16 protein-coding genes are annotated in these 17,613 nt (G+C 73.4%); 11 read left to right on the top strand and 5 right to left on the bottom strand.

Annotated elements, in window-relative coordinates; genetic code table 11:
• The first annotated feature begins 14 nt into the window (after positions 1–14).
• Entirely contained in the window at positions 15–1,832 is a 1,818-nt protein-coding gene (locus tag IH09_RS20160; RefSeq protein ID WP_244933976.1) for a CocE/NonD family hydrolase, read from the top strand.
• A 109-nt stretch (positions 1,833–1,941) separates the two neighbouring features.
• Here the strand turns inward: IH09_RS20160 and IH09_RS20165 are convergent, their stop codons facing one another.
• Together IH09_RS20165 and IH09_RS20170 are read right to left on the bottom strand one after the other, a co-directional pair.
• Positions 1,942–2,136, bottom strand: a complete 195-nt coding sequence (locus IH09_RS20165; RefSeq protein ID WP_052858286.1) for a ferredoxin — start codon at positions 2,134–2,136, stop codon at positions 1,942–1,944.
• A 35-nt stretch (positions 2,137–2,171) separates the two neighbouring features.
• Complete coding sequence (locus tag IH09_RS20170; RefSeq protein ID WP_052858287.1) at positions 2,172–3,359, bottom strand: cytochrome P450; 1,188 nt, start codon at positions 3,357–3,359, stop codon at positions 2,172–2,174.
• A gap of 345 nt (positions 3,360–3,704) precedes the next feature.
• Here IH09_RS20170 and IH09_RS20175 point away from each other — a divergent pair, with 345 nt between their 5' ends.
• From IH09_RS20175 to IH09_RS20200, 6 genes are all read left to right on the top strand, one after another.
• On the top strand, positions 3,705–5,105 hold the full coding sequence (locus IH09_RS20175; RefSeq protein ID WP_052858290.1) for a CoA transferase: 1,401 nt from the start codon (positions 3,705–3,707) through the stop codon (positions 5,103–5,105).
• A gap of 89 nt (positions 5,106–5,194) precedes the next feature.
• Entirely contained in the window at positions 5,195–5,746 is a 552-nt protein-coding gene (locus IH09_RS20180) for a GNAT family N-acetyltransferase (protein WP_052858292.1), read from the top strand.
• A gap of 32 nt (positions 5,747–5,778) precedes the next feature.
• On the top strand, positions 5,779–6,147 hold the full coding sequence (locus IH09_RS20185; protein ID WP_052858408.1) for a glyoxalase superfamily protein: 369 nt from the start codon (positions 5,779–5,781) through the stop codon (positions 6,145–6,147).
• Positions 6,148–6,290: 143 nt separating this feature from the next.
• The gene (locus IH09_RS20190; protein WP_052858293.1) at positions 6,291–7,196 is read left to right on the top strand and encodes an arginase family protein; all 906 of its coding nucleotides are present in this window, start codon (positions 6,291–6,293) and stop codon (positions 7,194–7,196) included.
• Positions 7,197–7,304: 108 nt separating this feature from the next.
• Positions 7,305–9,338, top strand: coding sequence for a DUF5107 domain-containing protein (locus IH09_RS20195; protein WP_052858294.1), 2,034 nt, complete (start codon positions 7,305–7,307; stop codon positions 9,336–9,338).
• 97 nt (positions 9,339–9,435) lie between these two features.
• A complete protein-coding gene (locus tag IH09_RS20200; RefSeq protein WP_052858296.1) occupies positions 9,436–10,356 on the top strand; it encodes an NADP-dependent oxidoreductase in 921 nt (306 codons plus the stop codon).
• Between the two features lie 133 nt (positions 10,357–10,489).
• On the opposite strand, the gene IH09_RS20205 is transcribed toward IH09_RS20200, so the two are convergent.
• A complete protein-coding gene (locus IH09_RS20205; protein ID WP_052858298.1) occupies positions 10,490–10,840 on the bottom strand; it encodes a VOC family protein in 351 nt (116 codons plus the stop codon).
• Between the two features lie 190 nt (positions 10,841–11,030).
• Here IH09_RS20205 and IH09_RS20210 point away from each other — a divergent pair, with 190 nt between their 5' ends.
• Positions 11,031–11,630 carry a TetR/AcrR family transcriptional regulator gene (locus IH09_RS20210; RefSeq protein ID WP_052858301.1) on the top strand — a complete coding sequence of 200 codons (600 nt, stop codon included), beginning with the start codon at positions 11,031–11,033 and terminating at the stop codon, positions 11,628–11,630.
• A gap of 88 nt (positions 11,631–11,718) precedes the next feature.
• The gene (locus IH09_RS20215) at positions 11,719–12,447 is read left to right on the top strand and encodes a YqeB family protein (protein ID WP_205379210.1); all 729 of its coding nucleotides are present in this window, start codon (positions 11,719–11,721) and stop codon (positions 12,445–12,447) included.
• A gap of 46 nt (positions 12,448–12,493) precedes the next feature.
• Here the strand turns inward: IH09_RS20215 and IH09_RS20220 are convergent, their stop codons facing one another.
• Positions 12,494–13,309, bottom strand: a complete 816-nt coding sequence (locus IH09_RS20220) for a class I SAM-dependent methyltransferase (protein WP_052858302.1) — start codon at positions 13,307–13,309, stop codon at positions 12,494–12,496.
• Positions 13,310–13,564: 255 nt separating this feature from the next.
• Positions 13,565–15,922 carry a collagenase gene (locus IH09_RS20225; RefSeq protein ID WP_052858303.1) on the bottom strand — a complete coding sequence of 786 codons (2,358 nt, stop codon included), beginning with the start codon at positions 15,920–15,922 and terminating at the stop codon, positions 13,565–13,567.
• A 404-nt stretch (positions 15,923–16,326) separates the two neighbouring features.
• Here IH09_RS20225 and IH09_RS20230 point away from each other — a divergent pair, with 404 nt between their 5' ends.
• A complete protein-coding gene (locus tag IH09_RS20230) occupies positions 16,327–17,040 on the top strand; it encodes a GntR family transcriptional regulator (RefSeq protein ID WP_052858305.1) in 714 nt (237 codons plus the stop codon).
• Between the two features lie 95 nt (positions 17,041–17,135).
• Positions 17,136–17,597 carry a GNAT family N-acetyltransferase gene (locus IH09_RS20235; protein WP_052858307.1) on the top strand — a complete coding sequence of 154 codons (462 nt, stop codon included), beginning with the start codon at positions 17,136–17,138 and terminating at the stop codon, positions 17,595–17,597.
• The last annotated feature ends 16 nt before the right edge of the window (positions 17,598–17,613 follow it).

Below are 17,613 nucleotides of genomic sequence, written 5' to 3' on the forward strand. Positions count from 1 at the left end.
TTCTGGAGGTCTTCGTGCCCAGCGCGCCCCGAGCCGCGTCCCGCCCCGTGCTCCGTATCTCCCTCGCCCTGCTGGCCGGTACCGCCCTCGCCGCCTCCCTCGCCCCGGCCGCCCCCGCGACCGCCGCCGGTCCGTACACCGTCACCCCGCTGAAGGTGACCGTACGGGCCGGTGACCGCGACTGCGCCGTGGACGCGGACCTCTACCGCCCGCACGGCGTGGACGCCGCGCACCCGGCGCCCGCCGTGCTGACCACCAACGGCTTCGGCGGCAGCAAGGCGGACGGCTCCACCGACGCCATCGCCAAGGCGTTCGCCGCCCGCGGCTATGTCGCCCTGGCCTACTCCGGCCTCGGCTTCGGCAAGACCGGCTGCCCGATCTCCCTGGACGACCCCCGGATCGACGGCAAGGCCGCGAGCCGTCTGATCGACTTCCTGGCCGGCGCCGTGGCCGCCGACAACGGCACCCGGATCGACTACGTCACCAAGGACGGCCCGAGCGATCCGCGGGTCGGCATGATCGGCGGGTCCTACGGCGGGGCGATCCAGCTGGCCACCGCCGCCGTCGACCACCGCGTGGACGCACTCGTCCCGCTGGTCACCTGGAACGACCTCGCCTACTCCCTCGACCCGAACAACGCCGATCGCACGAGGGGTGTCGGCGGGCCGGCGCCCGGCGCCTACAAGTACCAGTGGACCGGCGGGTTCTTCCTGATCGGCGAGGCGCAGGGGCTGGTCCATCCGAACCTCGACGTGTCACGGATCGGCGCGGCGGGCTGCCTGCACTTCGTCGCACCGGCCTGCGACACCAAGCGGCTGCTGGACTCCGGGCGGTACCCGGCCGAGGGGACCGCGGCGATGGTCCGCTACGTCCGCAGCGTCTCCCCGGTCGGCTATCTGTCCTCGGTCAAGGCGCCGACGCTGCTCGTCCAGGGCCAGAACGACAGTCTCTTCAACCTCAACGAGGCGACCGCCACCTACCGGACGCTGACCGCACAGGGCACCACGGCCAAGATGATCTGGCAGTCCTGGGGCCACAGCGGCGGCATCAAGAACCCGCCCAAGGGCGAACTCGACCTGGCCCGGGAAAACCTGGACACCAGCTACGTCGGCCGGCGGATCCTCGCCTGGTTCGACCGCTATCTGCGCCACCGGACGGCGACCGACACCGGCCCGGCCTTCGCGTACTACCGGGACTGGGTCACCGAGGGGCCCGTCTACGCCACCGCCTCCACCGTCCCCGCGACCCGCAGCCGGCTCTACCTCTCCGGCGACGGCACGCTCGTGGCCCGGCGCGAACAGGTCGTGCGCGGCAGCCGCACGTACCGCAACTGGGCGCTGGCCACCAGCCATTCGGAGACCTCGCTGGCCGGGATGCTCGGGCTGCCGGACCCCGCGCCGTACGACATCGGGGGCACCTATCTGGACTGGACCTCCGCACCGGTCGCGGGCGGTCCGGTGGATGTGGTGGGCGCGCCCGAGGTGACCCTCAAGGTGGTCTCGCCGGCGACCGAGCGGGTGCAGAACTCCGCGGACGCCGCCGACAAGCTGGTGCTCTTCGCAAAGTTGTACGACATCGCACCGGACGGCGGGAAGACGCTGGTGCACCGGCTGGTCGCCCCGGCCCGGGTGCCCGATGTGACCCGGAAGTTCACCGTGCAGCTCCCGGGCATCGTGCACCGGTACGAGCCGGGGCACCGTCTGCGGCTGGTGATCGCCGCGAGCGACACCGCCTATGCGGGCAATCGCGGCAGTAAACCGGTGACGGTCACCAGCGCGCCCGAGGACGCCGGGGTCCTCGAACTTCCCGTCACGCACGGGGTGTTGCGGTAGCGGATAGGTGGCTTCGGCAGGGGTGGGTCAGTGGTGGTACCCGTCGGACGGGGGCCGGCCGGGGGCCGTGCGCCGGCCGTGGCGTCCGCCGGGTGCGCGCGGCGGGCCGTCAGCCGTCCGTGATCGTGATGGCCCCGACGGGGCAGGCGCGGGCGGCCTCCCGTACGAGCGGGTCGCCCGCGCCGTCCTCGCGGCCGGGCAGCAGCATGCTGTAGCCCTCATCGTCCTGGGTGAACACCCCCGGCGCGGTCAGTACGCACTGGCCGGCGCCGATACAGATGTCCGGGTCGATCTCGATCCGCATGTCGGACCCCTTTCTTCTTGGCTGCCCCCATGGTGCTACCAGGCCAGCGGCAGTTCGATCATTCCCTGCAATGTGTCGCCCGGCTTGAAGGGAATTTCCGCGGCCGGCGCGGCGAGCCGCAGATCCGGGATCCTGGTGAAGAGCGAGCGCAGTGCGATCTCCATCTCGGCGCGGGCGAGGTTCTGTCCCAGGCACTGGTGAATGCCGAAACCGAACGCCACGTGATGGCGGGCGGAACGGTGCCAGTCCAGGTCGTCGGGTGACGCGTAGGCAGTGCCGTCACGGTTGATCGTGGAGTTGGCGAACACCACGCCCTCGTCGGCCCTGATGGTCCGCCCGCCGATCTCGATGTCCTCCGTGGCCACCCGCACCATGCCGTCGGCGATGGACAGGAACCGCAGCAGCTCCTCGACCGCGGCCGGTATCAGGCTCTCGTCGGCCCGCAACTGCGCGAGCTGTGCCGGGTGTTCGAGCAGCGTGAAGGTGCCGAGCGAGATCATGTTGGAGGTGGTCTCGTGCCCGGCGATCAGCAGGATCAGGGCGAAGGTGACCAGGTCCTCGCGGGTGAGGGCGCCCGTCCGCAGCTGGTCGTCGATCAGATCGTCCAGCAGTCCCTCGCCGGGCTTCTTCTCCTTGCCGGAGATCAGCTCGGCGAGGTAGTTCTCCAACTGCTCGCGGGCGTCCTCGAACTCCTCCGCCGAACCGCTGCGGAGCATCCGGCGCGACTGCTCCTCGAAGAACTCGTGGTCGGCGTAGGGCACGCCGAGCAGCAGGCAGATCACCATGGACGGCACCGGCAGCGCGAAGGCGGAGACCAGCTCGGCGGGCGGCCCCTGCGCGAGCATCCGGTCGATGAGGCCGTCGACGATCCGCTGGATCTGCGGCCGCATCGCGGCGGCCCGCTTGACGGTGAAGCCGGGTATCAGCATCCGGCGCTGGGTGTTGTGCTCGGGGTCGTCCACGCCGAGCAGCGGTGTCCTGGTCCGGCGGATCTGCGCGGCGCGTTCGATCGTGATCGGGAACGCCGGGTTCATCCGGTCGGCGGACAGCCGCGGGTCGGACATCAGGGCCCGCGCCTCGGCGTGGCCGGTCACCAGCCATGCCGAGCGGCCGTCGTAGAAGGTGACACGCGCCAGCGGACCCTCTGCGCGCAGCGGCTGATAGGCGGACGGCGGCTGGTAGGGACAGGTGCGGTCCTGCGGGAAGGAAACGGTTTCGGTCATGGCTTGCCTCCCGGGCAAGGGCCTGAGGTGCTCGCGTGTATGAGGGGGGTCGGCGGGAACGCGCGCGTGTGCGACGTGCTGATCTCCACTTCATGCCCGGTGTGCCGGGATCGTCTACGCGCAGTCCAGCCAACTTCGGTCGTAATTGGCCATGTTCGGAACTCTCTGCCGGTGTTGCCTTACGGGGTCTTTACTTCTGGCGGCGCGTTGTGCTGACGGCCTGATATCGCCATCGGCCGGGCGGCGGCGCGGCTCCGTACACCGCGGGCAACCGGTGAGCGGCTTCCGTGGCACTCGTACCACCCCCGAAGTTGCCACGGCGGCACGCGGTGCCACACTGGGTGTATGGGGCAACGACATGACACCGGTACGGAACTGGCCTGGGCGGCACTCGGCGGCGCCCCGGATCTCACCCGGCGGATCTCCTACGGCGGACCGCCCGGCCTGCTCGCGGCCCGGCTCCCGGTGATGGCGCTGGCCCGCTCCACGGTCGCCGTCTGCGCGCTCGCCGCCGCCGAACTGGCCGCCCGGCGTACCGGCCGGCCGGTGCCCGCCGTACGGGTCGACGACGGCGCGGTGGCCACCGCCTTCGTCAGCGAGCGCCATCTGCGGATCGACGGCCGGGCACCCTCGACGTTCGCGCCGCTCTCCCGCTTCTGGCGCACCGCCGACGGCTGGCTGCGCACCCACGCCAACTACCCGCACCACCGCACCCGGCTGCTGACCGCGCTCGGCCTGCCGGCGGCCGCCGGTGCGGCGGAGGTGGCGGCCGAACTGGCCGGCCGCCGGGCCGAGGAGGTCCAGGAGACGGTGTACGCGGCGGGCGGGCTGGCCGTCGCCGCCCGCACCCCCGAGGAGTGGGCCGCGCACCCGCAGGGCGCCGCGGTGGCCGCCCATCCGCTGCTCACGCTGGAGCCGCTGGGCACCGGCGCGCCCCCGCGCCCGCTGCCGGTGCTCGCCGGTGATCCCGTGCTGCCCGCCGCGGGGCTGCGCGTACTGGACCTGACCCGGGTGATCGCCGGACCGGTCGCCACCCGTACGCTCGCGCTGCTCGGCGCTGATGTGCTGCGGATCGACGCACCGCAGCTGCCGGAGAGCCAGGACGCGCACAGCGACACCGGATTCGGCAAGCGCTCCACCGTGCTCGACCTCGGCGCGCGGGCCGGCCGGGCCACCTTCGAGGAGCTGCTGACCGGCGCGGACGTCGTGGTCACCGGCTACCGGCCGGGCGCCCTGGACCGCTTCGGTCTGGCGCCCGAGGAACTCGCCGCCCGCCGCCCGGGGCTGGTCGTCGCCCGCCTCTCCGCCTGGGGCGACGACGGGCCGTGGGGCGCCCGGCGCGGTTTCGACAGCCTGGTGCAGGTGGCCACGGGGATCGCCGCCGTAGAAGCGGACGGCGACGGCACCCCCGGCGCGCTGCCCGCCCAGGCGCTCGACCACGGCACGGGCTATCTGCTGGCCGCGGCGGTGCTGCGGGCGCTGACCGAGCAGGCCCGCACCGGCGGTTCGTCCCTCGCCACCCTCGCGCTGGCGCGGACCGCCCGGTGGCTGGTACAAGGCCCGGCCGACGACGATCCGGCGGATCCGGCCGCCGGCCGCTACGACGCCGCCCACCACCTCCGGGACACCGACAGCCCGGTCGGACGGCTGCGCCACGCCCTGCCGCCGGTCTCCTTCGACGGCGGCCCGGCCACCTGGGCGACCCCGCCGGGCCGCTGGGGCACCGATCCCGCCGCGTGGCGGTGAGCGGCCCGCTCCGCCGTCCGCGGGATCCGGGAGGATCGGCGCCCGCCCCGGCCTGGCCCAAATCGGCCGCTCCTCCGTACGATCTGCCGATGACCGATGATCACTACCTCGCACGGGGCCCGCGGGTGGGCATCCGGCGCTTCACCGCCGCCGACCGGGACGAGTTCACCGCACGGGCCCGCGAGAGCGCGGACCTGCACCACCCCTGGCTCTACCCGCCGGACTCCGACGACGCGTACGACACCTATCTGGACAGGCTCCAGGAGCCGCAGCGCGAGGGCTACCTGATCTGTGCGCACGACAGCGGCCGGATCGCGGGCTTCCTCACCATCAACAACATCGTGCACGGCGCCTTCCGGTGCGGGGCGATCGGCTACGGCGCCTTCGCCCACGCCGCCGGGCGCGGTCTGCTGGGCGAGGGGCTGCGGCTCGTACTGCACCACGCCTTCGAGGAGTTGGGCCTGCACCGGATGGAGGCCAACATCCAGCCGGCCAATGTCCGGTCGATCGCACTGGTCAAGCGTGCCGGATTCCGGCTGGAGGGGTTCTCACCGGACTTCCTCTTCATCGACGGCGCCTGGCGCGACCACGAGCGCTGGGCGATCACCAGCGAGATGCTCCCGCCGGCCGGGGCACGGTGACCGCCGGCCCGGCCGGGGTGCAGAGTGACGCCATGGACATCGAATTCCGCCGCACCGTACCGGTCTTCCGCATCTTCGACGTGGCCAAGGCCCATGAGTTCTACCTCGGCTACCTCGGCTGCGCCGTCGACTGGGAGCACCGCCACGAGCCCCGGATGCCGCTCTACACCCAGGTCTCGCGCGGCGGACTGGTCCTGCACCTGTCCGAGCACCACGGCGACGCGACGCCCGGTTCCGCGCTCTTCGCGGAGGTGCGCGGGGTGGGCGCCCTGCACGCCGAACTGACCGGCAAGGACTATCCGTTCCTCAGGCCCGGACTGGAGCGGGACGCGGACGGTACCTCGCTCACCCTCATCGATCCGTTCGGCAACCGGCTCGTCCTCACCGAGCCCGCCGGCTGATCTCCACGGTGTCCGTGCCGGGACCGGGCGGCGCGGTGCCCGGCAGTCCGGGCCCGCCGTATTCCCAGAGGCCCGCCCCGGTCCGGTGCGCGCCCGGCGGAAAAGCCAATGGCCCCAGGTGTACGCCCCGTTACGATCGCGGTATGCGCCGCACCGTACTCATCGACGCCTCCTCCAACCTGGGGCTGCGCCCGCCCGCGCCCGGCACCGTCCCCGGCTGCTACAAGCTCGCCGGCGCGCTGCGCGAACAGGGGCTGCTGCGGCGGCTCGGCGCACGGGAGGGCGGGGTGGTGGTGCCGCCGCGCTACGACCTGGGGGACTGGCGGGAGGGCGACGGCGACTTCCACGCCGCCGCCCTCGCCCGTTACACCGGCCGGCTCGCGGACCGCGTCGAGGGACACGTCCGCGCGGGCGGCTTCCCGGTCCTGCTCGGCGGCGATTGCAGCATCCTGCTCGGCGCCGTCCTCGCGCTGCGCCGCCTCGGGCGGTACGGCGTGGCCTATCTCGACGGGCACGGCGACTTCCGGCACCCCGGCAACGCGGCCGTGTCCGGCCCGGTGGGCGCCGCCGCCGGTGAGGGCGTCGCGCAGATCACCGGGCGCGGGCAGCCGGACCTCACCGACCTGGAGGGCCGGCGGCCCTACGTCCGTGACACGGACGTACACGTCCTGGGCCTGCGCGACGCCGACGAGCACCGGCCGGAACTGACCGCCCTCGGCATCGCCCACACCCCCGTCGGCGAGATCCGGCGCCGCGGCCCGGCGGCGGTCGGCCGCGCGGTGCTCGGCCACCTCCACAAGCCGCCGCTCGACGGCTTCTGGATCCACCTCGACGCGGATGTCCTGGACCCGTCCGTGAAGCCGGCCGTCGACAGCCCCGACCCCGGCGGCCTGCTCACCGGCGAACTGCGCGACCTGATCGGCCCGCTGGCCGCCTCCCCCCGCTGCGTCGGCCTCGACCTCACCATCTACGACCCGGACCGCGACCCCGAAGGCACCGGCGCCGTACTCCTCGCCGGCCTCCTCGACGGCCTCTTTGCGCAACCCTGACCCGCCTCGTCGGCAAGAGGCCCTGTGCAGAGCGGCGATGACGTTGTTCCATGGTCAACAGGAGGCCGCCGCAGCCGAGGCGGCCCGGTCCAACCCTGCGAGGCAGCTGTGGCCACGAGTGTGCGACATACCACCCTGACCCTTCCCGCCGCCCCCATCGGCCCGGACAACCCCCTGCCCGCCCTGCGCGGCGCCGGCGATCCGCACCGCGTCGAGATCTCCGAGGACACCGGCCTGCCCGCCGACATGGCCCGCCAGCTCGGCTACCGGCCGCTGCGCTCGCTGCTGCCCGCCCCGCTGCGCGACGGCTACGGGCGCCGCCGCCGCGCCACCGACCTCGATGCGATCGTCATCGAGAACGACCGGCTGCGCGCCACCGTCCTGCCCGGCCTCGGCGGCCGGGTGTACTCGCTGTACCACAAGCCCACCGACCGCGAACTGCTCTACCGCAACCCCGTGCTGCAACCCGCGGCGTTCGCCCTCAACGGCGCCTGGTTCTCCGGCGGCATCGAATGGAACATCGGCGCCACCGGCCACACCACCCTCTCCTGCGCCCCGTTGCACGCCGCCCGCGTCCAGGCCCCGGACGGCGGCGAGATGCTCCGCCTGTGGGAGTGGGAGCGGCTGCGCGATCTGCCCTTCCAGGTGGACCTGTGGCTGCCGGACGGCGCCGACTTCCTCTACGTCGGCGTCCGCGTCCGCAACCCGCACCACCACACCGCCCCGGTCTACTGGTGGTCCAACATCGCCGTCCCCGAACAGGCGGACAGCCGCGTCCTGACCCCCGCCGACACGGCCTGGCACTTCGGCTACGCGCACACCCTGCGCCGCGTCCCGGTCCCCGCCTCCGACGGCGCCGACCGCAGCTACCCGCTGCGCAGCGCCCACCCCGCCGACTACTTCTACGAGATCCCCGACGGCGCCCGCCGCTGGGTCACCTCCCTCGATGCCGGCGGCCGCGGCCTGATCCAGACCTCCACCGACACCCTGCGCGGACGCAAGCTCTTCCTCTGGGGCGCGGCGCGGGCCGGCCGCCGCTGGCAGCAGTGGCTGACCGAACCGGGCACCGACGGCTACGCCGAGATCCAGGCGGGCCTCGCCCGCACCCAGCTGGAGCACGTACCGCTGGACGGCGGCGCCGAGTTCGCCTGGCTGGAGGCGTACGGACCGCTGGCCGCCGACCCCGCGACGGTGCACGGCGACGACTGGGCCGCGGCCCGCGGTGAGGTCGCGGCCCGCCTCGAAGCGGCGCTGCCGCGCGCGGACGTGGACGCCGCGTACGCCGCCTGGCGGCCGTACGCCGATCTCGAACCGAAGGCGCACCTGGCCACCGGCTCCGGCTGGGGCGCACTGGAGGCCGCCCGCACGGGCCTCGACCTGCCCGGTACCCCCTTCGACGCGGCGACCCTGGGCGAGGCGCAGCAGCCCTGGCTGACCCTGCTGCGGACCGGTGACCTGCCGGCGACGGGCCCGCTGCCCGGCCCGGCGCCGGTCGCACCGGCCTGGCGCGAACTGCTGGAGTCCGCCCGGCCGGGCCCGGCCACCGACTACCACCTCGGCCTCGCCCAGTGGTACGCCGGCGACCGCGCACAGGCCGTCCGCAGCTGGGAACGGGCGCTGGCGCACGGCGCCGGATGGCAGCCGCGGTACTGCCTGGCCGCCGCCGAGGCCGAGGCGGGCGACACGGCCCGCGCCGCCGACCGGTACGCGGAGGCGTTCGACTGCGCGGACCGCCCGGACGGGACCGCCGCGTCCGGCCCGGCCGCCCGCACCGGGCGGGCGGTGCTGCCCGCGCTCGCCCGGGAGGCGGTTCCCGCACTGCTCGCGGCCGGCCGCAGCGAGGAGGCCGCGCGGCTGCTGGCGCGGCTGCGCCCGGCCGAGCTGACCGCCGGCCGGTTCCGGCTGCTGACGGCCCAGGTGCTGCTCGCCCAGGGGGCGGCGGACCGGGCGCGCGAGATCTTCGACACCGGTTTCGAGATCGCCGATCTGCGGGAGGGCGACGAGACGCTCAGCGACACCTGGTACGCCATCGCCGAACGCCTGGTCGCCGGCGCCGGGCCGGTCACCGACGAGGTGCGCGCCAGGGCCCGCGCCGAGCACCCGCTGCCGGAGCGCTACGAGTTCCGGATGCGGCCGGTGTGACGGGACGCCCCACGGTGCGCGCACCCGGGTACGCCATCCGGGTGCGCCTGCCCGGGGCGGCGGAATCAAGCGGTACCGGCACTCGTTACGGCCGGTCATGAAAGCAATTGTCACCCATGGTTACGGCGGCCCCGAGGTCCTCGTCCACACCGACCGCCCCGATCCGAAGGTGGGTCCCGACTCGGTGCTGATCCGGGTCCGGGCGGCCGGTGTCAATCCCGTGGACTGGAAGATCGTCGCCGGCTATCTGGACCCGCTGATGTACATCCACTTTCCGCTCATTCCCGGCTGGGACGTGGCGGGCGTCGTCGAGGCGGCCGGTGCGGACGCCACCGAGTACGAGCCCGGCGACGAGGTCATCGGCTACGTCCGCAAGGACGAGGTCCAGCACGGCACCTTCGCCGAACTGGTCGCCGCGCCGGTGCGGACGCTGGCCCGCAAACCGGCCGCGCTCAGCTGGCAGCAGGCGGCGGGACTGCCGCTCGCCGGACTCACCGCCTACCAGGCGCTCCGGCGCGTCGGCGGCCGGGCGGGCGAGACGGCCCTGGTGCACGCCGCCGCGGGCGGCGTCGGCTCGTTCGCCGTGCAGATCGCGGTGGCCCGGGGCCTGCGCGTCATCGGCACGGCGAGCGAGCCCAACCACGACTATCTGCGATCCCTGGGCGCCGAGCCGGTCACGTACGGAGACGGCCTCGCCGACCGGGTACGGGCGCTGGCGCCGGAGGGCGTGGACGTGGCGCTGGACTTCGTCGGTGGCGTGGTGGACGTCTCGCAGCGGCTGCTGAAGGACCGCACCCGGATGGCGTCCATCACCGACGACGAGGTCAAGGCGGCGGGCGGCCACCTGGTGTGGGTGCGCCCCGACACCGCCGATCTGACGGCGCTCGGCGAGCTGGCGGACGCCGGCCGGCTGACCGTGCCGGTCCACGCGGCGTTCCCGCTGTCCGAGGCGGCCGAGGCGTTCCGGCTCAGCCAGGGCGGCCGGACCCGCGGCAAGATCGTCCTCGACGTGTCCTGACCGCGGGCCACGTCCGCTCCCGCCGCTGTCCGGCCGCCTCGGCGAGGGCCGGACAGCGCGGCACGGCGAGAGCTGCACCGGACGCCGCGGGGCCGTCCTTCGGGCGACGACGGGGAGGTGACGGCAGGCCCTGTCAGCCCTGCTTGCGGTCGACGTACTCGAAGATCGAGCCGTCCGGATGCCGGGCCACCAGATTGCGGCCGATCGGGGTCGGCAGCGGGCCCGCGATGATGTCCGCGCCGACCGCCGTCAGATCGGCCACCGCCTCGTCCACGTCCTTGACGGCGAGCGTCGCGGCGATCTTCCGCAGCACCGACAGCTCCGCCTCGGGACCGCTCATCAGAAAGAAGCACCCGACGGCCGCGACCGCGACGTTGCCGCGCCGGAAGCGGACGGCCTCGGCGCCCGTCAGCCGCTCGTAGACACCGACCGCCGCATCGAGATCACTGACGCACACCCGCAATGAGGTCCCCAGAATGTCCATGGGGCAAGCCTAGACGAACGAACCCGAAGTCCCCTGTGCACCAGGGGATTTGGTGTGCCCGGCCTGGCGGGCTCCGGCCGCGGGCCGCCGCGCTCCGGTGAGCTGCCCGGGGAGGGCCCGTCGGGCGTGGGCGACGGCCGCACGGAACCGCCCGGAGATTAATGGAGTACGTGCTCTATTATTGACCCCGATGCGTACCGTCAATCCCGAACAGCACGCCCGCAAACGGGCCCGGATCCTGCAAGCCGCCGCCGAGCAGTTCGCCGCCCACGGTGTGGACGGCACCTCCACCGCGGAGATCTGCCGTCGCGCGGGCATCGGCTCCGGCACGCTCTTCCACTACTTCCCCACCAAGCGCGACCTCTTCCACGCCCTGTTCGCCGACGACCTGCCGCGCAACGCCGAGATCTGCGCACAGGCGCTGGCCGCGCGGCCCGGCGCGGGCCTCGACCTCCTGGTGGACCATCTGCTGGCCGATCTCGCCGATCCGCTCGTGTCCGGACTCGCGGCCGCGGCCGTGTTCCAGGCCAACCGGGACGCGGAGTTCGCCCGGATGCTCGCCTTCGACGACGAGCGGAGCCGCACCACCCTCACCACGCTGCTGACGCGGCTGGCCGATGAGGGCCGGCCGCTGCGGTTCGCGCCCGACCGCGTCGCCGGGTGGATCCAGCGGCTGATCGAGGCCGGCTACACCGCGGCCGGGGAACCGGACTTCGACCCGGCGGTGCACACCGCCGAACTACGGCAGATCGTCGACTGGCTGGTGGGGCGGCGACCGCGCCGGTGCTGAGGCACCCCGGCCCGCTCGACCTCCGTACCTCCCCGGCCCCGCGCCACCTCCCGGCGCACCCCCATCCCTGACCAGGAAAGGCAGCACCATGTCAGCCGAGAAACCGGCGCCGCAGGACGCCACCCCCATCGCGCCGTCCACGCGTGAGCGCGTCCTCGTGTGGACCGGCTTCCCGCTGCTGGGGGCGGGCGTGGGCTGGCTGCTCAAGATGGCGGTGGGGTGGCTGGCGACGCTGTCCTGGGTGCCGTGGCAGGGGCCGGTCAGGCTCGTCGCGTCGATTCCCGAACCGTACGCCGCCATCGGGTTCCCGGTGCTCGGGGCCGTCCTCGGGGTGCTGATCGCGTGCTACGCCGAGTTCGACTACGTGACCGCCACCGTCACCCCCGGCCTGCTGACCGTCACACACGCCGGGCGCACCCGGACCGTGCCGCGGGCGGCGGTCGACGCGGTGTTCCTGGACGGCAAGAAGCTGGTGCTGCTCGGCCACCGCAGCGAGGAAGTGGCCCGGATCGGCGGCGACTTCGACCCCGAGGCGTTCGCGGCCGCGCTACAGGCGCACGGGTATCCCTGGCACGCGGACGGTGACCCGCACGCGGACGCCTACCGGCGCTGGGTGGACGGTCTCCCCGATCTGCCGGCCGCCGCGCACGTACTCCTCAAGGCCCGCGCACACGCGCTGAAGAAGGACCGCACGGCGGACGCCGAACAGCTGCGGGAAGAGCTGGCCGAGCTGGGGATCGTCGTCCGGGAGGAGAAGAAGCAGCAGTACTGGCGCCGCCTCCCGGAGCACCCGGGAGACGGACGGCGGCAGCCGTGACGGTGGCCGGCACGGGCGCAGGAACCGGCGCCCGTGCCGGCCTTCGTCAGACGCGGCAGAGGATCTCGCCGTGCAGGACGGTGAACCAGCCGTCCTCCTGGGCGCCCCACTCCCGCCACGCCCGGCCGATCCGGGCCAGCTCCTCCGGGGTGGCGTGGCCGCCGTCCACCGCGGTCCCGGCGTACGCCGAGGTGACGGTGCGGTCCGCCCACAACTCGCTCCACCAGGACCGCTCCTGCGGGGTGTGGTAGCACCAGGTGCCCGCGGTGGCGGTGATCTGGGCCGGGTCGAAACCGGCCTGGCGCGCCCAGGCGTGCAGCCGGCGTCCGGCGTCCGGCTCACCGCCGTTGGCGCGGGCCACCCGCAGATACAGGTCCAGCCAGCCGGGCAGCCCGTCGACCGCCGGATACCAGGTCATGGCCGAGTAGTCCGCATCGCGGACCGCGACGATGCCGCCCGGTGCGGTGACGCGGCGCATCTCGCGCAGCGCCTGGACGGGGTCGCCGACGTGTTGCAGGACCTGGTGGGCGTGCACGACATCGAACGCGTCGTCCGGGTAGTCCAGCGCGTGGACGTCCCCGACCGCGAAGTGGACGTTGGTCACCCCGCGCGCCGTGGCCGTGGCGCGCGCCTGCGGCAGGATGTCCGGTGCGTACTCCAGCCCGGTGACCTCGCCGTCCGGCACCAGTGCGGCCAGGTCGGCGGTGATGGTGCCGGGCCCGCAGCCGACGTCCAGGATCCGCATGTCCGGCCGGAGCGAAGCCAGCAGATAGCCAGCCGAGTTGGCGGCGGTGCGCCAGGTGTGCGAGCGCAGTACGGACTCGTGGTGGCCGTGGGTGTAGACGGCGGACTCCTGCGGCATGGCCGGCTCCTTCGCGTGCGTCGGGGCGGCGGGAGTGCCCGCCGGGCGCCTCCCGCCGCCGCTCGGCCGTCCGCACGGACCGTACGGCGGACGTCCTTCGGCGTGATGAGCCACACGCTACGCCTGCATCTCGCATCATGAGAGTGGTGTCTCACCATGCGAGCTACTCGATGGCGGTGATCCGGTCGGGGCACGGCGCGGCCCCGGACGGCGGGCGTGCCGTCCGGGGCCGGCGGCGGTTGCCGCGGTCCGGGGTCAGCCCCGGAGCGGTCCCTCGCAGCGGTAGTCCGAGGTAGCCGTGCGCTGGTCGGAGGCGATCTGCGGGGCGGTGAAGGAGCAGTTCATATCGGTCAGGTTGTTGTCGCCCTTCGCGGCGCGTTCGAGGATGCCGAAGTCCACGGTTTGGGACATGTCCTGGAAGACACGGTCGGGGCTGGCGGCGTTGTTCAGTTCCGCGGTGATGCGGCCGGTGCAGGCGAACCGCCGGTACTCCGTCGCGGGGGTGGCCGCGCAGTCCGGGGCGATGCCGGTCGTCGCGGTGAAGGACGAACGGACCTCGTCGGCCGAGGCGTCGCGCAGCTCGCCGAGGGGTGTGTAGGCGGTGTTGGGCACGTAGAGGTCGTCGACCTGCGCTATCTGCGCGTCCAGGAAGGTGTCGTAGGCGCGCTGGAGGCCGGCGTCCCTGCCGAGCCGGTCACGCCAGGCGTCGAAGCCCGCCGGGTCGTTGGCGCGCAGCCGGCCGTACATCTCCGACAGCAGGGCGGGGCGCTCCCTCCACAGGAACTCGAAGAAGGTGCCCGCGTAGTCGTAGAAGCGGAAGCCGTCCGCGTCGTACGTGGCGTGCAGCAGCTGGTCCACGCTCATCCGCGGTCCGCCGCCCGCCGTGTCCCGGATGACGCCCTGGACCAGGGACTTGCGGACCTTGATGCCGTCGCCGCGGGTGGCGCCGTCGAAGAACTCGGCGGTTCCCTCGTCCATCGCGGTGGTCCGGTCGCCCTCGTACCAGGGGCCCTCGCCGAACGAACCGGGCACCGCCCAGCGGCCGTTGAGGTAGTGGGTGTACTCGTGGCGGAAGAGTTCCTCCAGCGTCAGGGTGGAGTCCTGCGGGACGCGGCGCTGGTAGGTGTAGAAGGTGGCGCCCTGCTCGATGTAGATGCCGCCGTTGTTGGTGTCCATACCGGTCAGCAGCGGGTGGAAGTTCTCGTAGTCGGCGCGGGAGGCGTACAGCACGATGTGCAGGGTGGTGTTGGTGTCATCGGCCAGCGGCTGCTCGGTGCCGAGCACCCGGTGGAACTGCGCCTTGACCTGCTTGCTCGCGTAGTAGAGCTGATCGACGGTGGCGCGGTCGAGGGCGGTGCGTACGCTGATGCCGTCCTTGTCGTATGCGTAGGTCTTCGGGAAGAGGCGTTGCTCGATGTCCGCCTTGCACACGTGGTACTGCGTGCAGGCGTCGAACTCGTTCAGCCAGGTGGCGACCTTCGCCCACGGTGCGCTGCTGTCCCCGAAGTTGCGGGCCGTGGTGTCCAGGAGGGGGCCGAGAGCGGCGACGATCTCGGCGCGGAGCGCGTCGATCTGCCCGATGCGGCCGTATTCACTGAGCGCGTCGCGCACCACCCAGGCGTTGTCCGTGTCCTTGAGGTGGACGTGGTCGGCGAAGGACCGGAAGACGGCGCGGTAGGAGGGATCGGCGGTGACCGCCGAGTGGAAGGCGGCGTCCTGGTTGCCGGGGTAGACGCCCAGGTAGTTGAGGGTCAGCGCGGCGAGTGCGGCACCGCCCCAGGAGGCGTCCCGGGCGGTGTCGGGGTGGTCGGCGCCCATGGTCGCCAGGACCTTCTTGACCAGCGGCAGCTGGTACTGGCGCAGACCGGTCGCGGAGCCCGCGTCGAGGGCCTCGCGCAGGGTCTCGGCATTGCTGCGGGTCGCGTCGAAGCTGCGGGCCGCGGAGCCGAAGTCGTCGATGGCGCGGCGTACGGCGTCCAGCGTCGCCGGGTCGTTGAGGCCGACCTCGCTGTGCGAGAAGGCTTGGTAGGAGACGGCGTGGAGATAGGTGAACATCTCCAGCAGATGGCTGCCGTTGCGGCCGTCGTGGGCGGCGGCGAGGCCGCTGATGCGGTGCGCGACGGCCTGGATGTGCTCCCGCGACATCACGGGCGCCAGCCGCTGGTCCCAGTTCCAGATCAGGGAGCGCAGGCAGTCGTCGGCGGTGACGGCCGGGTCGGCGAGGAAGTCGGCGAACTGCTCGGGGGCCAGGCCGGTGACGCCGTCGAGGGTGCAGGGGACGGTGACCGTGCCGAGGGTGATGCGCGGTGCGGGCGCCGTGCTGTGCTTGCGGGGGGTGCGCGGGCCGGGGACGCGGCCGCCGGTGACGCCGCCCGGTGTCGGGACCGTACGGGCGGCGGGCTTCGGGGCGCGGGCCAGGTGGTCGACCCGGTCGGCGGCGCGCGGCGCGCCGTCCCCGGCGGGACCGGCGGCGTGCGGGGCGGCCGCGGCGGGGCGGGCCGCCCGGGACGGTGCGGGGGCGGCCGCGTGCCCGGCCGGGACGGCGGTCACACAGAGCAGTAGCGCCGTCCCGGCGGTGAGCAGGGATCTGTACAGGGTTCTCGACAGGACCACGGAGGACTCCTGGTGTGGGGGGCATGAGACGTGCCGTGCGTAGAGGTGCGGGTGGTGCCTGCGTAGTTCGACACCTCAACTGGCAGGTGGATGGCGGCTCTTGAGCGCATCAGGCAGGCGCCATGTGATGTGTAACGTAGTAATGTGAAATGGCACTGACAACCCCTCGGTGGCCTCGAATCGTGTGGAGCGGGCCGTCCGGGCGGGAACCGGGAGCCTTCCCGGGGCCGGTGGCGCCCTGCCGAACGGGGCGCTTTCGCCCGGGAGTTGCCCGGTATCGTCCCGACCGGCGTCCGCCCCGGTGCGGAACGTCCCGGCGTTCCCGGAGGCCCTGGTGAAAACGTGACATCGTACGCTGGTGGCCCGCTCGGGCACGGGGCACGGGGCACGAAGGGAACACCATCATGGGTCACCTCAAGCAGCGCAACCTCATCACCACCAGGGAGCGGCTGCGCGACCAGGTCGCCCACGCCCTGCGCGCCGCTCTGATCTCCGGTGAACTCCGCCCCGGCGAGGTCTACTCGGCACCCGTCCTCGCCGACGACTTCGGCATCTCCGCGACGCCGGTGCGCGAGGCGATGCTCGACCTCGCCCGCGAGGGCCTGGTGGAGCCGGTCCGCAACAAGGGCTTCCGGGTCACCGAGGTCACCGAGCGCGATCTCGACCAGTACACCGAGATCCGCACCCTGATCGAGGTCCCCATGACCGGCCGGATCACCCGCACCGCGTCCCGGGCGGATCTGGAGGCGCTGCGTCCGGTGGCCGAGGAGATCGTGCGCGCCGCCCGCGAACACGACCTCATCGGCTATCTGGAGGCCGACCGCCGGTTCCATCTCTCCCTGCTCGCGCTCGCCGGCAACGAGCGGCTGGTGGAGACCGTCGGCGAACTACGCAAGCGCTCCCGCCTGTACGGCCTGACCGCGCTGGACCAGAGCGACCGGCTGATCCCCTCGGCCGAGGAACACCTCGAACTCCTCGACCTCATGGTGGCGGGGGAGGCCCGGAAGGCGGAGCGGTGCGTGGCCCGCCACCTGGGGCATGTGCGCTCCCTGTGGGCCGCGGGCGACCGGGACCGGCAACCGCGCGGGTCCGGGAAGGGGCGGGGCGCGGCGCGCTGAGGGCGCGGGCGTCCAAGGCGGCGGCCCGGCAAGGCCCCTGCGGGGGCCGGGAAAACCGGGCGCCCGCCCCCGGGCCGCCGTGGTTCCATGCCCGGATGATCAGGCGACGGAACGACAGTGACCTCGACGCGTGTGTGGCCGTCCTGGCCGAGGTGCACACCCACAGCGGCTATCCGCACCACTGGCCGGCCGACCCGGCACGCTGGCTGACCCCCGACGGTCTGACCGGTGCCTGGGTCGCCGAGGCGGCCGGCGCGGTCGTCGGACATGTGACGCTGTGCGGACGCGAGGTCAGCCGGCTCTACGTCGGCCCCGCCGCCCGCGGTCGGGGACTCGGCGGCCAACTGCTGCGCGGTGTCGAACAGGCGGCGGCGGCGCGCGGCCTGCGGCCCGTACTGGAGGTCAAGACCACCGACACCGCGGCCATCGCCCTCTACGAACGGCTGGGCTGGCTCCGCCGCTCCACCGGGCGCGAGGAATGGGAGACGGGCGAGGTGGTCGAGGTGCACCACTACGAGGCGCCGCCCGCCCCGGAGCGCCTGGACGCGCGGGGCTGATCCGGCGCACTCCACC

This window comes from Streptomyces celluloflavus, from assembly GCA_000720995.1.
Taxonomy (GTDB): Bacteria; Actinomycetota; Actinomycetes; order Streptomycetales; family Streptomycetaceae; genus Streptomyces; species Streptomyces celluloflavus.